This window comes from Flavobacterium cheongpyeongense (assembly GCF_003202435.1).
GTDB classification, from domain to species: Bacteria; Bacteroidota; Bacteroidia; order Flavobacteriales; family Flavobacteriaceae; genus Flavobacterium; species Flavobacterium cheongpyeongense.
The window spans coordinates 231,836-250,911 of record NZ_QJHK01000004.1; the positions used below are offsets into that span (position 1 = coordinate 231,836).

Annotated in this window: 18 protein-coding genes; 13 read left to right on the top strand and 5 right to left on the bottom strand. The window is 34.3% G+C overall.

Features of this window, described 5'->3' with window-relative positions:
• Positions 1–33: 33 nt before the first annotated feature.
• A complete protein-coding gene (gene trxA, locus DMB65_RS06785) occupies positions 34–351 on the bottom strand; it encodes a thioredoxin (protein WP_110305890.1) in 318 nt (105 codons plus the stop codon).
• Positions 352–1,112: 761 nt separating this feature from the next.
• Between trxA and DMB65_RS06790 the strand changes: the two genes are divergently transcribed.
• From DMB65_RS06790 to DMB65_RS06805, 3 genes are all read left to right on the top strand, one after another.
• Positions 1,113–1,886, top strand: a complete 774-nt coding sequence (locus tag DMB65_RS06790) for a DUF3883 domain-containing protein (protein ID WP_110305891.1) — start codon at positions 1,113–1,115, stop codon at positions 1,884–1,886.
• A gap of 156 nt (positions 1,887–2,042) precedes the next feature.
• Positions 2,043–2,315: a hypothetical protein gene (locus tag DMB65_RS06795; protein WP_123955281.1), complete on the top strand. Its 273-nt coding sequence runs from the start codon at positions 2,043–2,045 to the stop codon at positions 2,313–2,315.
• Between the two features lie 408 nt (positions 2,316–2,723).
• A complete protein-coding gene (locus tag DMB65_RS06805; RefSeq protein WP_031454156.1) occupies positions 2,724–3,038 on the top strand; it encodes an HPF/RaiA family ribosome-associated protein in 315 nt (104 codons plus the stop codon).
• Positions 3,039–3,168: 130 nt separating this feature from the next.
• Here the strand turns inward: DMB65_RS06805 and DMB65_RS06810 are convergent, their stop codons facing one another.
• Positions 3,169–3,855: a hypothetical protein gene (locus DMB65_RS06810; protein ID WP_110305894.1), complete on the bottom strand. Its 687-nt coding sequence runs from the start codon at positions 3,853–3,855 to the stop codon at positions 3,169–3,171.
• 255 nt (positions 3,856–4,110) lie between these two features.
• Between DMB65_RS06810 and DMB65_RS06815 the strand changes: the two genes are divergently transcribed.
• The 5 genes from DMB65_RS06815 (at position 4,111) to DMB65_RS06835 (ending at position 8,225) form a co-directional block, all read left to right on the top strand.
• The gene (locus DMB65_RS06815) at positions 4,111–4,602 is read left to right on the top strand and encodes a nuclear transport factor 2 family protein (protein WP_110305895.1); all 492 of its coding nucleotides are present in this window, start codon (positions 4,111–4,113) and stop codon (positions 4,600–4,602) included.
• A gap of 262 nt (positions 4,603–4,864) precedes the next feature.
• Positions 4,865–6,250 (top strand): ammonium transporter, encoded by a 1,386-nt coding sequence (locus DMB65_RS06820; protein WP_110305896.1) that lies wholly within the window; start codon positions 4,865–4,867, stop codon positions 6,248–6,250.
• 181 nt (positions 6,251–6,431) lie between these two features.
• Positions 6,432–7,109, top strand: coding sequence for a tRNA (guanosine(46)-N7)-methyltransferase TrmB (gene trmB / locus DMB65_RS06825; RefSeq protein ID WP_110305995.1), 678 nt, complete (start codon positions 6,432–6,434; stop codon positions 7,107–7,109).
• Positions 7,110–7,151: 42 nt separating this feature from the next.
• Complete coding sequence (locus tag DMB65_RS06830) at positions 7,152–7,790, top strand: LysE family transporter (protein WP_110305897.1); 639 nt, start codon at positions 7,152–7,154, stop codon at positions 7,788–7,790.
• Positions 7,791–7,898: 108 nt separating this feature from the next.
• On the top strand, positions 7,899–8,225 hold the full coding sequence (locus tag DMB65_RS06835; RefSeq protein ID WP_110305898.1) for an MGMT family protein: 327 nt from the start codon (positions 7,899–7,901) through the stop codon (positions 8,223–8,225).
• Here DMB65_RS06835 and DMB65_RS06840 read toward each other — a convergent pair whose 3' ends face one another.
• From DMB65_RS06840 to DMB65_RS06850, 3 genes are all read right to left on the bottom strand, one after another.
• Positions 8,226–9,440 (bottom strand): L,D-transpeptidase family protein, encoded by a 1,215-nt coding sequence (locus tag DMB65_RS06840; RefSeq protein ID WP_110305899.1) that lies wholly within the window; start codon positions 9,438–9,440, stop codon positions 8,226–8,228. It abuts the gene before it with no gap.
• Between the two features lie 246 nt (positions 9,441–9,686).
• Positions 9,687–11,012, bottom strand: a complete 1,326-nt coding sequence (locus DMB65_RS06845; RefSeq protein ID WP_110305900.1) for a sensor histidine kinase — start codon at positions 11,010–11,012, stop codon at positions 9,687–9,689.
• A gap of 146 nt (positions 11,013–11,158) precedes the next feature.
• Complete coding sequence (locus tag DMB65_RS06850) at positions 11,159–12,505, bottom strand: sigma-54-dependent transcriptional regulator (protein ID WP_110305901.1); 1,347 nt, start codon at positions 12,503–12,505, stop codon at positions 11,159–11,161.
• Positions 12,506–12,661: 156 nt separating this feature from the next.
• Here DMB65_RS06850 and DMB65_RS06855 point away from each other — a divergent pair, with 156 nt between their 5' ends.
• The 5 genes from DMB65_RS06855 to DMB65_RS06875 all read left to right on the top strand — a co-directional run bounded on the left by DMB65_RS06855 (position 12,662) and on the right by DMB65_RS06875 (position 19,051).
• On the top strand, positions 12,662–13,906 hold the full coding sequence (locus DMB65_RS06855) for an efflux RND transporter periplasmic adaptor subunit (RefSeq protein WP_110305902.1): 1,245 nt from the start codon (positions 12,662–12,664) through the stop codon (positions 13,904–13,906).
• Positions 13,907–14,020: 114 nt separating this feature from the next.
• The gene (locus DMB65_RS06860) at positions 14,021–14,728 is read left to right on the top strand and encodes an ABC transporter ATP-binding protein (RefSeq protein ID WP_110305903.1); all 708 of its coding nucleotides are present in this window, start codon (positions 14,021–14,023) and stop codon (positions 14,726–14,728) included.
• A 120-nt stretch (positions 14,729–14,848) separates the two neighbouring features.
• Positions 14,849–17,281 (top strand): ABC transporter permease, encoded by a 2,433-nt coding sequence (locus DMB65_RS06865; RefSeq protein ID WP_110305904.1) that lies wholly within the window; start codon positions 14,849–14,851, stop codon positions 17,279–17,281.
• Between the two features lie 281 nt (positions 17,282–17,562).
• Complete coding sequence (locus DMB65_RS06870; protein WP_110305905.1) at positions 17,563–18,693, top strand: Mrp/NBP35 family ATP-binding protein; 1,131 nt, start codon at positions 17,563–17,565, stop codon at positions 18,691–18,693.
• A gap of 118 nt (positions 18,694–18,811) precedes the next feature.
• Complete coding sequence (locus tag DMB65_RS06875; RefSeq protein ID WP_017494691.1) at positions 18,812–19,051, top strand: NifU family protein; 240 nt, start codon at positions 18,812–18,814, stop codon at positions 19,049–19,051.
• The last annotated feature ends 25 nt before the right edge of the window (positions 19,052–19,076 follow it).

Genomic DNA, 19,076 nt, shown 5'->3' on the forward strand with positions numbered 1-19,076 from the left:
CAAACCTTTTTTATATCAATCATAATCTTACGATTACAACAAAGCATCTAAACTATCTGCATAGGTTTGTTTCGGAGCTACTCCTACTTGTTTACCTACTACTTCACCGTTATGAAAAACCAAAACGGTTGGAATGTTACGCACCCCATATTTGGCAGCGAATTCCTGGTTGGCATCAACATCAACTTTACCTACAACAACTTTACCTTCGTATTCGTTGCTCAATTCGTCAATGATTGGACCCACCATTCTACAAGGACCGCACCATGCTGCCCAAAAATCTACCATTACCGGTTTATCTGATTTCAAAACTACTTCATCAAAAGTAGCATCTGTGATTGCTAATGCCATAATAATTATTTTTAAGATTATCCCTTCAATTTTGCTCAGGGAAACAATTTTTTAAATAAGTTTTAAACTTGAGTACAAATTTAGAAATTTTAAATCAATCAAACGGCATTCGCAAATTAGTTTTGGTTATAAATGTATTGCCAATAATTATATCAACCTGCCAAAAGGTAAACCCTTAGAATCAAAACTGAATCCAAAAGCTATTGAGTACTGAAATTTTCAGGAGCTGTTCCTGCTCTCCGCTGTATCTTTTATGCCTCCCGATAGCTATCGGGACGCCACAAAAGGATGCCGCTTCGATCAGGGCTAGGGGTTTTGAGTTTCATTAGAAATTTTAGAAATATTTTTAAACGTCAGTCAGAAATGATTGGCGTTTTTTATGCGAAAAAAATCAGAAAAATATCGTAAGTCTTTAAAATTATCAAATGTGCCTTTTATGCCGTTGTATCAATTCTAGCATTAGAATAGTTTTGTTTACTTCAATATTTAAAATTGAAAAACTATTATTTATGAGGTCAATTGTAAGCGGGTCAATTCTAATCATTAAACTACTTTTACAAACTATGGATATAAAAGAAAAATTTAGATTTAAAGTCAAAGTAATTCTAGAACAAAAACTCATTATCTGTTTAATTATTCTAGCGAAATCTCATTTAGTATACAGCGAACATTACTAAGAAGGAATACACGTAAATATCCATAAAATAAGATACAGATTTTTATTGTTATTTTTGGTGTGATTAGATAATAAGTCAAACTATATGGAACAAAAAAACAATAAACATGAAAATTATGAAATTCTAAATTTGCTTGGTTATGGATTATCAAAATTTGACAATTTATTCATAGAACAGTTTGGCTTTACCACAAAAAATAATTTCTACAAGTATTTTGTAGAAATTGGAATAGCAGAAACTGCGAGTGTGGTAAAAAACCGAATGGATTTATTTGACCCTTTTTTCTCTAATAACAATAGAAAAGGATGGTGGCAAAAAGGCAATACATACATTCATAGAAAACATTTAATTGATAGTTTATTTGGTACCGAAAATGTAAAAGATTATTCAAATATTGTAAAATTATATTTGAAAGAAAATTATAAAATAGAAGAACTTTTTGTTGAGGTCAAGCCAATTGTAAAATCAAGATTTAAAAAGCTTCAAGAAACAGGTTTAGAAGCTGAACTATACTTTATGAATAATTATAATGAAATTTCCACTTTTAATAAAGGGATTTTAGAAGATGCACGATTATATGGAGATGGTTATGATTTTCAAATTAATGTTAATGAAAGTTTCTTTTTAGCAGAAGTAAAAGGAATTAGAGAGAAAAAAGGAAGATTTAGATTAACTGAAAAAGAATTCATAATGGCTTCAGAATATAAAAATGATTACATCATTGCTTTAGTTTTAAATTTGAATGATGCACCAACTTTTTTAACAATTGAAAACCCTATTAATAATTTGAAATTTGAAGAGCGAATAATAAAATCTAAAGAAATTAAAGAATATCATTTAATTTCAGATATTTTTTAAAATGGTTAAAAGAAAAAAAGATAAAGCATTAATTTTCAGATGTTATCTCTTTATTCAAATTTCTATTATATTTTTCTACTTACTTACAATTGCCATTATGTAATAATTTATAATACCGCAATAGAAGCTGTTAAACCTCAAGATTATCAAATTCCTATGTTAAGTTTAGAAGAAAAAATTCAATACTTAGAAAATTATTTGACTATGCCTACTAAAAATTACGCAGATACTTTTAAAGAAGATATCGTTATGTTTTTAGATGACTTTACAAGCAAAAATGAACTATTGTTTTTTCTTAATAAGCTTAATTCATATGAAGAAATTGAAAATTGGGCTGACAATTTATGTTCAAGAATTGTTTTAAAGTTTGATTATGAAGCAGAGCATATAAATGATTTTATATACGATTATATAAATTCGGCTAATTGAAAAGATTTTAAAATATGATAGAATATTCAGTATTAGAGATACCTACTGTACTTAGCCCGCCTATTAGACTTAAAGATATTATTTACAATTGTCCAGTTTGTGATTGTGAAATTGAAATTGATATGCTTGTAGTTGATGATAGTTTTATAAAATGCGATGTATGCGACCACATAACTAAATTTAAAATTAAAAAAATATGAATTTAGATTCCTGCATTCTCGAAATTCAAAACGCAATCAGCGAAAGACAAAATATTTAGTTCGCTTATTGTTGTGGAATTTCTAGTGTTATTCTCCTTCGTCGAAATGACAAAAAAGAGCAAAATTTTTCATAATCTTTCCTTAACTCACTTGCCATTTCATCTAAAAAAAAATAGCTTTGAGAAACAATCATTAAATACAAACCGTTATGAAAATTCAAATCAATACCGACAAAAACATTGAAGGACACGCAAGATTAGAAAACTATTTTTCTGAAGAATTAGAAAAAGGCTTAGCACGTTTTGAAGATAAAATTACCCGCATAGAAGTACATTTTGGAGATGAAAATGGAGAGAAATTCGGCTTAAACGATAAAAAATGCGTTCTTGAAGTCCGCATTGCCAATTTACAGCCGCTTACTGTTACAGAACACGCTGATACTCTTGAAAAAGCTTTTAGTGGCGCTTTGGCAAAAGCCAAAAAATCATTGACTACTACTTTCGAAAAAATGAAAGCACATTAAAATATAGAATTCCTACCTTTTTTAAACCCTATAAGTGATATAAGTTCATTTTAGTTGAAGCTCTTAATGCTTATCTGAACTTACATCACTTATGTGGTTTTTTGCTTTCGACTTTTGACATTCGACTAATTTAAGATTTTGGTAATGGTGCTCCTACAGCAATATCACAGCGGTGTCCCGGCTGTCCGTGTACGGGGTTGGTTCCTTCCTTTGTGGCTACAGGTTTGGCATTAGCTGTTTCGGTACTTAATAAAGCCGGAACGGCATTATTGTTTGCCGGAGGTGTTACTGTAAATGTTTTTTCGATTGTTCCGCCTTGTGGAGCAGCAGCGGTAGTAGTAGCTGGTTTTGTAACCGGCGAATTCAACGGTGCTCCTACCGGAATATCACATCGGTGACCTGGTTGTCCATGCGACGGATTCATTCCTTTCCCTACTTTTACAGGTGCTGCAGTTACCGTTTTTGTCGTAACCATATTCTGCTGACCAGAATTTACCTGAACCGTTTGCGGTGTCTGAGCTGTAACCTGCCCTTGTTGCACAGGTGCCGAATTTAAAGGCGCTCCAACGGCAATATCACAACGATGTCCCGGTTGTCCGTGTGCGGGATTGAGCCCTTTTGTTTCTCCTAAAACTGTATTTGGGTTTGTGGCCGGAGCCTGTTGAACCGGAGCTACAGTTTTTGAAGTGTCTTTTGCTAGTCCAAGTCTGATTAATTCTGAGGTTGAAGTGTTCGTCTGAGGTTCGAGTTCTTTTTTGCAGGAAATAAAAACTAAAGAAGCAGTAATGATCGAACTTATGTAGATTTTTGAATTCATGATTGAGGTATTTTAAAGCACTCAAATATAAAAAATAAACCTTAGTTATTATGAAAGATAATTTTAAGTTTTTCTTGATATACTTTGTCTTTATTAATCTCGCAAAGTCGCTAAGACGCAAAGTGTTTATTTTAATTTTCTTTGCGGCTCTGCGCCTTTGCGAGAAACAACATTAGGCTTACATTATCTTATATCACTTATATGGTGAAAAAAAATTTAGATATTCTTTATCTTTAGGCTCAAATATTATCTCTCATGAAAAAATCAATTCTGTTCTTTTTATTAGTTACTTCTTTTGCAAACGCCCAAAATACCGAAAAAGACAAAATCAACCAAACACTTGATGCCTGGCATAAAGCCGCAGCCGATGTACAATTCGATGCCTACTTTAATGCTATGACAGATGACGCCGTTTACATTGGAACCGACGCTACTGAAAACTGGACCAAACCCGATTTTAAAATTTGGGCAAAACCTTATTTCGATAAAGGAACAACCTGGAATTTTACCGCTCTGGAACGTCACCTCTTTTTTGATGAATCCGGAAAAATAGCCTGGTTTGATGAATTACTAAATACCCAGATGAAAATATGCCGTGGTTCGGGCGTTTTGGTCAAAGTGGGAAAAGATTGGAAGATCCAGCATTATGTTTTATCCATGACGATCCCAAATGACGAAGTAGATGCTGTCGTAAAAGTAAAAACACCTATTGAAGATATACTCATCAGGAAACTTCAAAAAAAATAAGCAATATCTGTCAATCTTATTTCAATCTTAATCTTTTGGGCTCTTTACTATATAGGGTGTGAATTATATTATAATATATTTGGCAATATTAGCATAAATTTAGAAGCGCAAAATAAGATACTCTCAAAAAAACAGGGTGAATTTTATGTATTTTACTAAAATAAAAATCCAGCCTCTATTTTGTCACCCCTAAAAATTAAAATATTTATTTTTTTTTAACTTTGCCCCCAAAAAAAATAGGGTTCAATAAAGTATTTGAAAAATGAAAATAGAAAAACGCTGGATCATTTCCTTTATTATGATAAGTATTGTTTGTATCACGGGGGCATTTTGGCCAACGGTTACAGAAAATGATTATGTATTATCTAAATTTGGCACTACCGATGATATCGTTTCGGCAGACGTTGCCTGGATGCTTACATCTTCTTGTCTGGTTTTAATCATGACACCGGGATTATCCTTCTTTTATGGCGGTATGGTAGGCCGCAAAAATGTAATTTCGACCATGCTTCAAAGTTTTATTTGTCTTGGAGTTGTGACGCTTTTATGGGCTGTAGTAGCTTTTAGTCTTGCTTTTGGAGAGCCGGTTGGCTTTGGTTCAGGAGATCATTTTTACAGTTTCTTTGGTAATCCGGCCACTTTTGCCTTTATGGATTATGTGGGTGTTTTGCCTCATAAACAATTGGCTAATACGATTCCGTTTATGCTTTTTGCCTTGTTTCAGATGAAATTTGCGATTATCTGCCCAGCCATTATTACAGGGTCTTTTGCAGAACGCGTTCGTTTTATCTCTTATTTAATTTTCATCAGCTTATTTACCATTTTCATCTATGCTCCCCTCTGTCACGCCGTTTGGTACCCAACGGGTATTTTAGGAAGCTATTTTGGTGTAAAAGATTTCGCCGGAGGAACCGTAGTACACATGAGTTCCGGATTTGCGGCTTTGGCCGGGGTTATTGTTTTAGGAAAAAGAAAAAACAGTCAGCATATTCCAACTAATATTCCGTTTGTATTATTAGGAACCGGAATGTTATGGTTTGGATGGTTTGGTTTCAACGCCGGTTCTGCCCTTGCAGCAAACGGAACAGCCGCAATGGCTTTTGCAACCACCACGACTTCATCGGCTGCAGCCATGTTAACCTGGGTTTTCTTTGACCGAATGAACGGCAGAAAAGTTTCTGCTTTAGGAGCTTGCATCGGAGCCGTAGTAGGTTTAGTTGCCATTACGCCTGCTGCAGGTTATGTATCGGTTCCGGAAAGTATGTTCTTTGGGTTCATTACCGCTTTGGTTTCTAACTCTATAGTAAACTGCAGTTTTTCAAAAAGATTTGATGATACACTGGACGTCTTTGCCTGTCACGGTGTTGGTGGAATCATGGGAATGATCCTGACTGCCATTTTTGCTCATGGAGAAGATGCCAGTTTATTGCACGGGGGATGGAATGTTTTCGGACACCACATGATGGCATTAGTACTGGTTTCAATATTTACTTTCTTCGGAGCTTATTTTTTATTCAAAGTAACGAATTTCATTATTCCGCTGCGCGTTTCAGAAGAGTCAGAACACATCGGACTTGATTTATCTCAGCACGATGAAACTTTAGATCCAAATTCAGGCGCTATAACTGAGCCACATTACGGTAACTAAATAAAAATTATATCAGAAATGGCACAGCTTCTAAAGATTGAAATATATCTTAGAAATTTGTGCCTTTTTTGTTTAGAAACAAGTTTAGTTTTCTTTTTGAGGAATAATATTCTTGTTTTTAGGTGCTTTCACCCGATTCATTCGTTTATATTCCTTAATTTTGCCGAAAATTTTTGTAAAAGTGGGAAGTAAAAATAAACTAAAAAGATTCAGGGAAAACGAAACGTTTCAAAACGTTTTCCAGCCAACCAGAGAAGAAGTTGTAGGTGATTTAATGCCTTTGAAAGGGAAATGGAATGCTGATTTCTTTAAAAATGACAATCCGTTAGTTTTAGAATTAGGATGTGGCAAAGGAGAATATTCTGTTGGACTGGCAGAAAAATACCCCAACAAAAATTTTATCGGAATCGATATTAAAGGAGCCCGATTCTGGAGAGGTGCCAAAACTGCTGTTGAAACCGGATTGCACAATGTAGCTTTTGTACGAACTCAGATCGAATTAATCAATCATATTTTTACTGAAGGTGAAGTAGACGAAATCTGGATTACTTTTCCGGATCCACAGATCAAATACAAAAGAACCAAACACAGAATGACCAATTCTGAGTTTTTGAAATTGTATAAAAAAATCCTGAAAAAAGACGGGGTTGTGAACCTGAAAACCGACAGCGAATTCATGCACGGTTATACATTGGGATTACTTCATGGCGAAGGACACGAAGTTTTGTATGCCAACCATAATGTATATAAAAACGAAGGAAGCCCTGAAGAGGTTACTGCTTTTCAGACGTTTTATGAAAAACAATATTTAGAAATAAACAAGGCAATTACGTATATTCGTTTTAAAATTAAAGATTAATTTAATTTTAAAAACATATACTTAACTCCATCAACTAACAGAATGGTCTTTCTTACCCCTTTATTTTCAGGCTTTATTGCAGCTGTTATCGGAATTATTCCTCCGGGTTTGCTCAATATGACAGCCGCGAAAATAAACCTGAAAGAAGGGAAAAAGAATGCTTTATGGTTTGTGATTGGTGCAGTTCTGGTAATTTTTTTTCAGGTATCTATCGCAGTATTATTTGCACGTGTAATCGATAATCGACCGGACGTAATAACTTTACTTCGCGAGATTGGCTTTGTTATTTTCTCTGTTTTAACGATATACTTTCTGTTTATTGCAAAAGAGCCAAAGAGCAAGAAAAAATCAAAGATTAAAAAAAGTAGTAAAAAAAGCCGTTTTTTTCTCGGAATGCTGCTTTCAGGACTGAATTTCTTTCCTATTCCTTATTATGTTCTCGTAAGTGTTACACTGGCTTCCTATCATCTTTTTGTATTCGAAAATAACATCATATTTACCTTTGTTACAGGTTCTGTTTTAGGTTCATTTGCCGCTTTGTACAGTTATATTGCTTTCTTTGGAAAAATAGAACAGAAAACCGATTACTTAATGCGAAATATGAATACGATTATTGGAACTATTACAGGTTTAGTAGCAGTCGTGACGCTTTTTAATATCTTAAATTATTATTTCGGATAATAGAACCCGATTAAAAGAGCAAACTGATTAACTTTGAAGGTCAAAAAGGTCTTTCAATCATTAATTTATCCCGTTTTATCCTTTAATCTGTGGCAAACTACCAAAACTATGGCTGAGGAAAATTTTTTTGAAAAAGTGTATGCAATCGCCAGAAAAATCCCTTACGGAAAAGTAACTTCTTATGGCGCAATTGCAAAAGCATTAGGCACCGCACGTTCTGCCCGAATGGTAGGCTGGGCCATGAACGCGTGTCATAACATGGAGGATGTCCCTGCACACAGAGTTGTAAACCGAAAAGGACTTTTGACCGGAAAACATCATTTTGAGGGAACTAATTTAATGCAGCAGCTTTTGGAAAACGAAGGCATCAAAGTTGATAACAATCAAATTGTTGATTTTAACAAACATTTCTGGCAGCCTGAAATAGAACTGTAATCAATCCATTACTAAGCCATTACTGACATCCGTTTCTGTTTCTTTATCTTTTTGATATACATCCGGATAGAAATAAACTTCACCAGTTTCTTCATTTACCCAGCAAGTAAAATAGCCAATATAGATCAGAATTGGTTTTTTCAACATACAGGTTGTTTCATTTACACCATCCATCGCACTGTCAATTTTTTCTGCAGACCAGTCGGGATCGTCTTTCAAAATTGCATATGCCAGTTTTTTAGCTTCTTTTATATTAATACAACCATGGCTAAAAGTACGCTGTTCAAACATAAACAAACTTTTGGCCGGCGTATCATGCATATAAATATCAAATGGATTTGGGAATAGAAATTTTACCAGTCCCAAAGAATTTTTAGATCCGGGTCTTTGTCTTACTCTACCTCCGTTCCATTCCATATTATGCTCCTCGAGATAATTTTTATCTTTGCCCATGTTGAGTTTTAATTCGTTGTCAATAATACTCTGCGGGATATTCCAATACGGACTAAATACCACCCTGTCCATTGTACTGCTGAAAATTTCGGTTTCTGACCAGATTGTTCCAACAAAAACATCCGAAACAAACTCATTAACACCATTTTTCACATATAATAATCGGTATGCCGGAATATTTACCATTATGTAGTCCTTTGCTTCTATGAGACTTTCAGGAATTAAACGACAGCGCTCCATATTCAGTTTTAGGGTTTTGATTCTTTCAGATACAGACTCGTTCATTTGTTTGATATGCTCGAATGTCAGCTTATAATTTAATTTCAGCCCATATCTTTTTTTATAATTTAAAACACCTGCCATCAGCTCTTCATCATATAAACTGCTTTTCGAGTTTTTTTTCAGATCACCATCGATATACAAACGTTCACGGATTTGTTTTACAGCAACACCGCTGTCAAAAGGTTTCAGATTTTTATACGTAGCACTGTCAATATCGATTTTTCTCCACAGCTTTTTTCTCTGGATTTTTTCGTATTTGTCTAAAGCGGTCTGAAGACGGTCATACTGACTGGATAAAAGGTACACTTCTTTAGAGGCACTTTTAGACACACTGCTGGTTGAATCAGATTTATCCTGAACCGCCTGATTTTCTTTTACATACAAACTTTCCATTGGTTTTATATCTTTATCATTAAAACCAAATGAAGTAAGTACAAAAGCTATTGCTATAATCAGGAGAAATTTTTGTAATTGTTTCATGATGTTATTTTTTTAAATATTCTTGTATTATTTATTTAAAAAAATAGCAGAACCATATTAAAAATCTGAAACCTTCAAAATGATTTTTCACTATATTTTTAAATATTGAAAATCAAAAATTTAGGGTATTTCAAATTTACGACGCAACGTCAAAAACCGAATTATAGAATATTCAGAACATCTATTAAAATTCACATCAGGCACAAAACAAACAATAAAACACTGATAAACAGAGTTTTACTACAACTAAATCAGGCAGATAATAAAACTTGTTTTGTCCTCATCGGTGTGATAATTTAAGTAGCCGCCATGGGCTTCGATGATGTTTTTAGAAAGTGTTAAGCCTATTCCGGCTCCGTCTTTTCTGGTAGTGAAGAAAGGTAAAAATACTTTGTCCTGAATTTCAGGATCAATTCCTTTTCCGTTGTCTGATATTGAGATGAAAAAACGGTTATTTTCTGTGTAACTGGATACAAACAGCTTTTTTTGAGTTTTTTCTTTTAATGCATAAATGCTGTTGGTAATCAAATTGATAATGACCTGCTCCATTTGGTTTTTATCAATCAGTATAGAGCGTGAGCTATGGGTATTATTGATCAATTCAATATTTTCAGTTTTCAGGATCGGGTTCATAACACGCAGGCAGTCTTCAAAAAGTGAATTTATCGGGATCATTTCTTTTGTTGGGGTCGGCAGCATCGCCAGTTTACGGTAATTTTCTACAAAAACCTGCAAATGATCGCTTCTGTTGATAATGGTCGAAATACTGCTTTTGATGTCTTCAAGATCATCTTCTTCCAACTTTTCCTGATCAAAAATCTGAAGTAAATTCTGCGAAAGTGCCCTAATTGGCGTTAAAGAATTCATTAATTCATGAGAAATAATTTTCATCAGGTTGATCCACGCTTCTTTTTCTTTTTTCTCGATAACACGTTGAATACTGTCCAGCAAAATGATAAAATATTCTTTATTATAAGTTTGGGTCCTGGATGTTTGCAAGATAAAAGTCTGCAAATCCTGATCCTCAATCTTAATAGAAATGCCAGATTTCAATTCAGTGAATTCCGTTTTTTCAATTTCGTGGCACAGAGAAGGAAGATAATTTTTAAGGTATTGCCAATGACTGACTTTTGGCACCTTAAACAAATCTGAAAAACAATCGTTCATCAGAAAAATATTCCAGTCTTGATTTTCTTTCTCCAAAATTAAAGCTGCCGTATCGATATTATTTAAAAGCGAACGATAAATGAGTTCTTTTGAAGTTTGTTCCTGATGCTGTAATTTTAAAGTCTCGTATAAAAGATACAGGCTTTTAAAATTATCTTTTTTATTTCCTTCAGGAAAATGGTTTGAAAAATCATTATGCAGAATCGAAAGTAAAGTCCGGTCATAAAACTGAGATTGATTCCGGACATAAAAATACATTTCGGCCAGCATTACAAGAGCAAAAACGGCAACCAGCATCGCATTGTAATAAAACATTTTAAAGATTAGAAAAACACAGAGAAAACAGAGCATCATTATAAATACAGCCCTTACAAATAATGCGTTATGAAATTTCCAGTTTTTCATTAATTATTTTTTATTTCTGAATAATACTGATGAAAATGTTACCGCAAAGGCTTTAAGCAAATGTCGCCAAATACCGTTTTACGAACTTAATAAAGCAATTGCAAAAAAATTATTTTGTGTGCTTTGCGATAAAATTAACACTGTGCTTACGTATTTTTTAAATCGTATTTTTCGATTCTTCGGTACAAAGCAGCTCTTGATAAGCCCAGTTCATCAGCTGTTTTACTAATATTGCCATGGTGCTTAAAAAGTGCTTTTTCAATAGCCGTTTTTTCTATTTCAGATAACGGGTTTTCATCGTTTTCCTGAATTTCATCAAAATCCAGAATATCCAGATCATGAACCGAAATGGTATGGTTATCAGCCAGAATCAAAGCACGCTCGATTTTGTTCTGCATTTCACGGATATTTCCTTTCCATGGATATCGTTCTAAATACGGCGCTGCATTTTCATCAAAATGCCAATTTTCCTGGTTGTATTTTTCGGCAATATTTTCTAAAATAAAATGCGCCATCGGAACAATATCCTCTTTTCGTTCCCGCAAAGGCGGCAGAATTATTTCCATTGTATTGATCCGGTACAGTAAATCTTCTCTAAAGGTTTTATTTTTTACCTCCGCTTTGATATCATTATTCGTTGCCGAAATTATTCGGACATCCAATGGTCTTGCTTTGCTTTCGCCCAGGCGTGTAACGGTTTTTGTTTGCAGCACATGTAATAATTTAGATTGCAGATGAAGCGGAATATTACCAATTTCATCCAGAAAAATAGTTCCGTTTTGTGCACTTTCGAATCTTCCGGGCGTATCGGTTTTGGCATCTGTAAAAGCGCCTTTTGCATACCCGAAAAGTTCACTTTCGAATAAATTATCACTCAGAGAACCTAGATCTACATGAACAAAAGCCTGGTTTTTTCGTTCTGAATTTTGATGGATAAATTCGGCACAAACGTATTTACCGGTTCCGTTTTCTCCTAAAATCAAAACATTTACATCCGTTTTTGCCACTTTTTCAGCAATGGAATAGGCTTGTTTTATTTTTTGGGAAGTGCCGGTAAAATACCTTTTTGCTGTTTTTTCTACGAATGGTTTTTTAGTGTTTTTTCTGCTTTCGACAACAGCCTTATCCATCATTTCGAGTAATTTTTCGTTGTGCCAGGGTTTTAAAACATAATCAAAAGCTCCTGTTTTTATGCCTTCTACCGCAGTTTCTATTTTTCCGAAGGCGGTCATCAAAATCACAATTGTATTGGGCGAAAGTGTCTTGATTTCTTTGAGCCAGTGAATTCCTTCGCGCCCGTCTTCAAAACCAATTCGGTAATTCATGTCCAGCAAAACAACGTTAATTTCATTTTCATTTAGAATTGAAATGATTTTTTTTGGACTATTTGCCGTAAAAATCGTTTCAAAATGCTTTTTAAGAATCATTTTTGCCGAAAAAAGAATTTCTTCCTGATCGTCTACAATTAATATTTGGGCCTGTTTTTTTCTCATGATGTCTTTTTTTGTCCGCTTTCGAACGGTCAACTGTTCATTTTCGGACACTGATTTTCTGAATGATTCTGAAAGCTCCCTTGAAATCAATGCTTTACAGGAAATAAATTTAATGGCACAGTATTTACCTATTGATTATCAGTAAATTATTTAAAAATGGACAAGGTAATTCCTCGTAAAAATAAAAAAATTAGCTATCTATCAATAGCAATTGGAGTTTTTTTAGTTTTGGCAATACTGATCTTCTTATCTTTTAATTCCAAAAGAAACTTAAATGTCAAAGCAGAAGAAATTTCAGTTCAAAAAGTCGAAAAGGCTTTTTTTGAAGATTTTGTTGTTTTTCAGGCCAAGGTTGAACCACTCAATATGATGCTGTTGAACGTAACTGAAGGCGGGTCTGTAAAAGAGATTTTTGTAGAAAACGGTGCTATGGTTACCAAAGGTCAGTCACTGGCACGTTTGTATAATCCAAATACAGAACTGAATTATCTGACTCAGGAAACAGCGATAATTGAACAGATCAATAATTTGAATACCGGAAAACTGAATATCCGAAATCAGGAACTGAACTTAAACAAAGATTTGGTTTTAATCGAACACGATTATAATGATGCCAAAAGATTGTACGATATGAACTCGAAATTGTTTGAAAAAGATGTGATTTCGAGAAACGACTGGAATACGTTTAAAGAAAGTTTACGTTTTCAGGAAGAACGCAAAAAAACGATTCAGCAAAGTATTCAAAAAGAAAAGCAATCCAATCAAATGCAGGTTTCGCAGATCAACCGTTCGATTCAGACCATGGAAAAAAGTTTGGAAATTTTGCGGAATAATAAAAAGAATTTCCTGATTACCGCTCCTGAATCCGGAAGACTGACTTCTTTTGAACCTGTTCTTGGAAAAACATTTCAGGCAGGAGAAAGCATCGGAAAAATCGATTCTAAACGAGGCTACAAACTGACTGCCGATGTAGATGAATTTTATTTAGAGAAAGTCCGCGAAGGTTTAAAAGGTCAGATAGAATTTAAAGGAAAAACCGTTGAAATAATTGTAACCAAAGTAATTCCGGAGGTCAAAAGCGGGCATTTTACAGTAGAACTGGCTTTTACATCTAAAGAAAATATCGCATTGCAGGACGGATTAAGTTTTGGAGTAAAACTGATTTTATCTGAAAGAAACAAAATTTTAGTAGTCCCAAAAGGAAGCTTTAATCAGGAAACAGCCGGTAAATGGATTTTTGTGGTAAAAGGAAATAAAGCACAAAGAAGAAACATAAAATTAGGCCGGGAAAATCCTTCGTTTTACGAAGTACTGGAAGGTTTGAAAGAAGGCGAATCTGTAATTACGTCCTCTTATTCAGATTATAAGGATATTGAGGAACTTTCAATTAGTTCAGAATAGATTCTAGTTTTAGATTAACGAAGCGAGCCAACCTCAAACTTTAAACCTAAAATAAAAAAACATCATCAATCATCAGTCAAAAAACGCAGTCAATAACATTTAACACCTCTAAAAATGATAAAAATTCAAGATTTAACCAAAGTTTTCAGAACCGAAGAAATAGAAACAGCTGCATTGAGCGGTATTTCTTTAGAAATTAAAAAAGGAGATTTTTTAACTATCATGGGGCCATCAGGTTGTGGAAAATCGACTTTACTAAATATCATCGGGCTTTTGGATAGTGCTACCGATGGAAGTTATAAATTATTAGACCAGGAAATGATTGGTCTTAAAGAAAAAGGAAGAGCAGCGGTCCGCAAAGAAAATATCGGGTTCATTTTTCAGAATTTCAACCTGATTGACGAACTTTCTGTTTATGACAATATCGAACTGCCTTTGCTTTACAATAATGTAAAAACTGCCGATAGGAAACAAAAAATTGAGGCAATTGCAGCAAAACTGAATATTTCACATCGCCTGAAACATTTTCCACAGCAACTTTCAGGCGGTCAGCAGCAAAGAGTCGCAGTTGCCAGAGCTTTGGTAAATGACCCGAAAATTATTCTTGCTGACGAGCCAACCGGAAACCTGGATAGTAAAAACGGTAACGAAGTCATGGAGCTCCTGACCGATCTGCATGCGAAAGGGGCTACTATTTTGATGGTTACCCACTCTGATTATGATGCTTCGTTTTCGCAAAAAACGATTCACATGAAGGATGGTGTGATATTCTCTGAGCGTTTAAATCAGCGAAATGTCGATGTTTTTATGGACGCTAAATAAGTAAAGATGCTCAAATTCATTGTAACCGCAATCCTGATTCTGGTAGAGTTGGTTTGCAAAATATTCGCAATTATTTAAAATCAGTTTACCAAAGCTGAAATAACTATAAAAATACATACCATGATTTTTAACTGGTTTAAAATATTTATTTATCATTTAAAGCAAAACAAACTGTTTTCGTTTTTAAATGTTTTAGGATTAAGCATCGGAATCGCAAGTGTGATTTTTGCTATTTTATATTGGAATAATGAACACGCATACGATCAATGGAATCCCAATAAGGATAATATCTATATGGTGCTTAACAAAATTGGCGGAACAGGCGACACGTGGGGATCAAACTCAATACCTTTTGGAGAAACGTGTAAAGCGACAATTCCTGAAATTGAAAAAGTATGTTTTTTTAACACCTGGTATAACGAAGACATTATTAAGTATCAGAATCAAAAATTGTTAGTGAAAAAAATCTCCGTAAGTGATGAAAATTTCTTTGATTTTTTTCCTTTAGAAATCTTAAAAGGTGCCAAAACGAATATTTTAAAAGAGAAAAACAGTGTTGCGATTTCTGAAGAGCAGGCAAAACTGATCTTTAAAGATGAAGATCCAATTGGCAAATCAATTGTCTATAATACTGTAGCTTATACTGTAAAAGCTGTTTATCGTCTTATTTTGCCTTCATCAATGGAGCCAAATTATGTTTTTAGCGGTGTAAAACGTGAGGGAGATTTGAACAGCTGGGGAAACTTTAATTATGGTTTACTGGTGAAAATTAAAAAGGATGCTGATCCGGTTGCCGTTTTAAAGAAAATGCAAAACGTAAATTTTGTAAACCGGACTGTAAAAGAGGCCAAAGAGAGTGGTCAGACTGTGGAACAATATGTAAAGGAAAATGGCGAGATTACAGTGATACTAGATCAGTTAAAAACATCCCGTCTGCATGGTACAAAAAGTTCAGCAGGGCAAAATTTTCCTGAAGGTGTAGGAAATTTAAAATTGCTTTACATCATGGCTGGTTTATCCGTTCTGATTTTGGTTTTATCATTGGTAAACTATATCAATTTAGCAACTGCATCAGCAATTAAACGTGCTAAAGAAGTTGGTGTCCGCAAAATTGTAGGCGCTACAAAAAACCAGATTGTCAGACAATTTATATTTGAAACTGCTATAATTGTGACACTGGCAATTGTGTTTGCACTTGCCATTGTGGAGCTTTCTTTACCGTATTATAACACCTTTTTGAAGAAAACGCTAACTATGAATGGTCGTGAATTTTACCTGCAGCTCATTTTTATATTTGGATTAGTAATCATTTTTGCGGGTATTTTCCCTGCCATTTATATCTCAAATTTTGAGACGTTAAAGGTTTTAAAAGGTAATTTCTCCAGAAGTAAAAGCGGCATCTGGATTCGGAATTCAATGTTGATTTTTCAATTTGGAATTGCTGCATTTTTTATCATAGGCGCCCTGATCGTCAATTCGCAGGTCAATTATATGATGAATAAAGACCTTGGGTTCAGCGGAGATCAGGTTATCTCAATTCCATACAACAAACCGGATCGTCAAAAAAGAACACAGCAATATGAAGTTGAAAAACAAGAGATTAAAAAAATCCACGGAGTGATAGATGTTTCTACTTTTGCGGGTTCTTTTGGAGGAAGTACAAACTCAAGTTCCGGATTTACGCACAATGGCATTTTTGTACAGCCCCGAAATGCAGAGATAGATTTTGGCTTTCTTGAAATGATGAAAATCAAAATGGTTGAAGGGCGTTATTTATCTCCCAAATTTGCTTCGGATACCGTAAGCAGTATGCTTATTAATGAAACACTGGCTAAAACTTTGAATTTAAAACATCCCTTAAACACCATTATAACTTCGGGCTGGTCTCTTGGCGATGGCGATAATTTGAAATTCAAAATTGTGGGAGTGGTGAAAGATTTCCATATTACAGGCCTTCAAAATAAAGTTCCCCCAATGGTTTTTGTCAATCTTAAAACCTTAAAATGGAATAATTTTAATAGTCTTTACATAAAAGTTTCCCCAAATAATTTAAGCGGGACATTAGCCAAATTAAAAACTTACTGGGCAAAAAATGTAAATCCGGACTATCCTTTTGAATACGAATTTGTTAACAAAGGATTTGCCAAAACATATCAGGAGCAGGTTAAACAAAAAGACCTCTTTTTCATTCTAAATCTGGTTGTAATTATAATTGCGATTTTTGGATTGTTTGCTTTGGCATCATTTTCGATGGAGAGAAGGCTGAAAGAAATAGCCATTAGAAAAACACTGGGTGCAGAAACTGATATTTTGCTGAAAGAATTGTCAAAACAATATATTGCTTTTTGCTTGATCGGATTTGTTATTGGAATATTTCCGGCTTATATTTTATTGCAAAAATGGCTGGAAGACTTCGCCTTCAGAATCGGTATTTCTGTTATCCCTTTTACTATTGCATTCGTTTCATTATTGGCACTAACTTTGATAATAGTTTTGGCAAAAGCCTATCAGGTAACTAAAATTGATATCCTAAAATATTTAAAATACGAATAACTTGTAGACCATTTTTTTTAAAAGCCCGCCAGAACTGAAAATCCGGCGGGTTTTTTATTTTAATTTTTTTCTGCTAAATCAAAAGACAGCGCAGCAGATTCGCTTAAAAACAGGATTAAACAAAAATTCATTAATCATCATTTTGAATAATTGTAATATCAACAAATACAATTCAAAACAATAAAAATCCGAACTTAATCTGTTATCTTTGCACTTTGAAACAAGTTTAAATGAATTAAGGATTAAAACAAGTTTCATCATCAGAAAACACTACATTAAAAATGAAATTAGATAGAAAAGAAATCCTTAAAGCTTTAGAAACGATAACTATAGCAGGAGAAGGTAAAAATATGGTTGAAAGCGGTGCAGTTGCCAACGTTCTTACATTTGGCAATGAAGTTGTGGTAGATTTAGTACTTCATACACCAGCCATGCACATCAAAAAAAGAGCAGAAGACGATATCAAAAAAACGATTCACGAACTGGTATCGCCAGAAGCAAAAATTAAAATAAACACTAAGGTAGAAACTCCTGAGAAAAACGAAATTAAAGGTCGTGCTATTCCGGGAATCAAAAATATTATAGCTGTTGCCTCAGGAAAAGGTGGTGTTGGAAAATCTACAGTTACAGCAAATTTAGCCGTAACACTTGCAAAAATGGGGTTTAAAGTAGGGGTTTTGGATGCCGATATTTACGGACCATCCATGCCAATTATGTTTGATGTTGAAAATGAAAAACCTATTTCGATTACAGTTGACGGAAAATCAAAAATGAAACCCGTTGAAAGTTATGAAATCAAAATGCTTTCTATCGGATTTTTTACAGCACCAAGCCAGGCTGTAATCTGGAGAGGCCCTATGGCAGCAAAAGCTCTGAACCAAATGATTTTTGATGCAGACTGGGGAGAATTAGATTTTATGCTTATCGACCTGCCTCCGGGAACAGGCGATATCCATTTATCGATCATGCAGTCATTACCTATAACAGGAGCTGTTGTTGTAAGTACGCCTCAAGCTGTGGCTTTGGCTGATGCCAAAAAAGGAGTGGCTATGTTTATGCAGGACAACATCAACGTACCTGTTTTGGGAATTATCGAAAACATGGCTTACTTTACACCAGAAGAATTACCAGATAATAAATATTATATCTTTGGGCAGGAAGGAGCAAAAAATCTTGCAGAAGATTTAAATGTCCCATTTTTGGGAGAAGTGCCAATCGTACAGTCTATTCGCGAAGCGGGAGATTATGGTCGTCCGGCAGCTTTACAAACAGCCTCACCAATTGAAACCGTATTTGAAGAAATTACCAGAAATGTTGTTCAGGAAACAGTAAACAGAAACGAAAGCCTGCCTGCAACAGAAGCGATAAAAATAACAACAATGGCAGGTTGTTCAGCAGTTAAAAAGAATTAGATAATTGAGATAAAAATTAGATAATTGAGATAATTTGAAAATTAGATAATGTGTACCTATTTTATCTGACTGACATATTTTTTAATTCTCTAATTCTCTAATTGACACATTAAATATTATGACAACAGAAGAATTAACAAGCAACGTATTATTAGCTCTCGATGAAATCAGACCTTTTTTAAATTCTGATGGTGGCGACATTACGCTTATTTCAATAGAAGACGATAAGCATGTAAAAGTGCGTCTTGAAGGGGCATGCATTAGCTGCAGTGTTAATCAGATGACTTTAAAGGCAGGGGTAGAGACGACTATAAAAAAATATGCTCCGCAAATAGAAACTGTGGTAAATATTATGTAGTATGCCCTTTTTTTGAGTCTGACAA

Excerpts from the sequence above, each read along its gene's own strand:
- trxA (WP_110305890.1), bottom strand. The coding sequence starts at position 351 with ATGGCATTAGCAATCACAGATGCTACTTTTGATGAAGTAGTTTTGAAA.
- DMB65_RS06790 (WP_110305891.1), top strand. The coding sequence starts at position 1,113 with ATGGAACAAAAAAACAATAAACATGAAAATTATGAAATTCTAAATTTG.
- DMB65_RS06795 (WP_123955281.1), top strand. The coding sequence starts at position 2,043 with ATGTTAAGTTTAGAAGAAAAAATTCAATACTTAGAAAATTATTTGACT.
- DMB65_RS06805 (WP_031454156.1), top strand. The coding sequence starts at position 2,724 with ATGAAAATTCAAATCAATACCGACAAAAACATTGAAGGACACGCAAGA.
- DMB65_RS06810 (WP_110305894.1), bottom strand. The coding sequence starts at position 3,855 with ATGAATTCAAAAATCTACATAAGTTCGATCATTACTGCTTCTTTAGTT.
- DMB65_RS06815 (WP_110305895.1), top strand. The coding sequence starts at position 4,111 with ATGAAAAAATCAATTCTGTTCTTTTTATTAGTTACTTCTTTTGCAAAC.
- DMB65_RS06820 (WP_110305896.1), top strand. The coding sequence starts at position 4,865 with ATGAAAATAGAAAAACGCTGGATCATTTCCTTTATTATGATAAGTATT.
- DMB65_RS06830 (WP_110305897.1), top strand. The coding sequence starts at position 7,152 with ATGGTCTTTCTTACCCCTTTATTTTCAGGCTTTATTGCAGCTGTTATC.
- DMB65_RS06835 (WP_110305898.1), top strand. The coding sequence starts at position 7,899 with ATGGCTGAGGAAAATTTTTTTGAAAAAGTGTATGCAATCGCCAGAAAA.
- DMB65_RS06840 (WP_110305899.1), bottom strand. The coding sequence starts at position 9,440 with ATGAAACAATTACAAAAATTTCTCCTGATTATAGCAATAGCTTTTGTA.
- DMB65_RS06845 (WP_110305900.1), bottom strand. The coding sequence starts at position 11,012 with ATGAAAAACTGGAAATTTCATAACGCATTATTTGTAAGGGCTGTATTT.
- DMB65_RS06850 (WP_110305901.1), bottom strand. The coding sequence starts at position 12,505 with ATGAGAAAAAAACAGGCCCAAATATTAATTGTAGACGATCAGGAAGAA.
- DMB65_RS06855 (WP_110305902.1), top strand. The coding sequence starts at position 12,662 with ATGGACAAGGTAATTCCTCGTAAAAATAAAAAAATTAGCTATCTATCA.
- DMB65_RS06860 (WP_110305903.1), top strand. The coding sequence starts at position 14,021 with ATGATAAAAATTCAAGATTTAACCAAAGTTTTCAGAACCGAAGAAATA.
- DMB65_RS06865 (WP_110305904.1), top strand. The coding sequence starts at position 14,849 with ATGATTTTTAACTGGTTTAAAATATTTATTTATCATTTAAAGCAAAAC.
- DMB65_RS06870 (WP_110305905.1), top strand. The coding sequence starts at position 17,563 with ATGAAATTAGATAGAAAAGAAATCCTTAAAGCTTTAGAAACGATAACT.
- DMB65_RS06875 (WP_017494691.1), top strand. The coding sequence starts at position 18,812 with ATGACAACAGAAGAATTAACAAGCAACGTATTATTAGCTCTCGATGAA.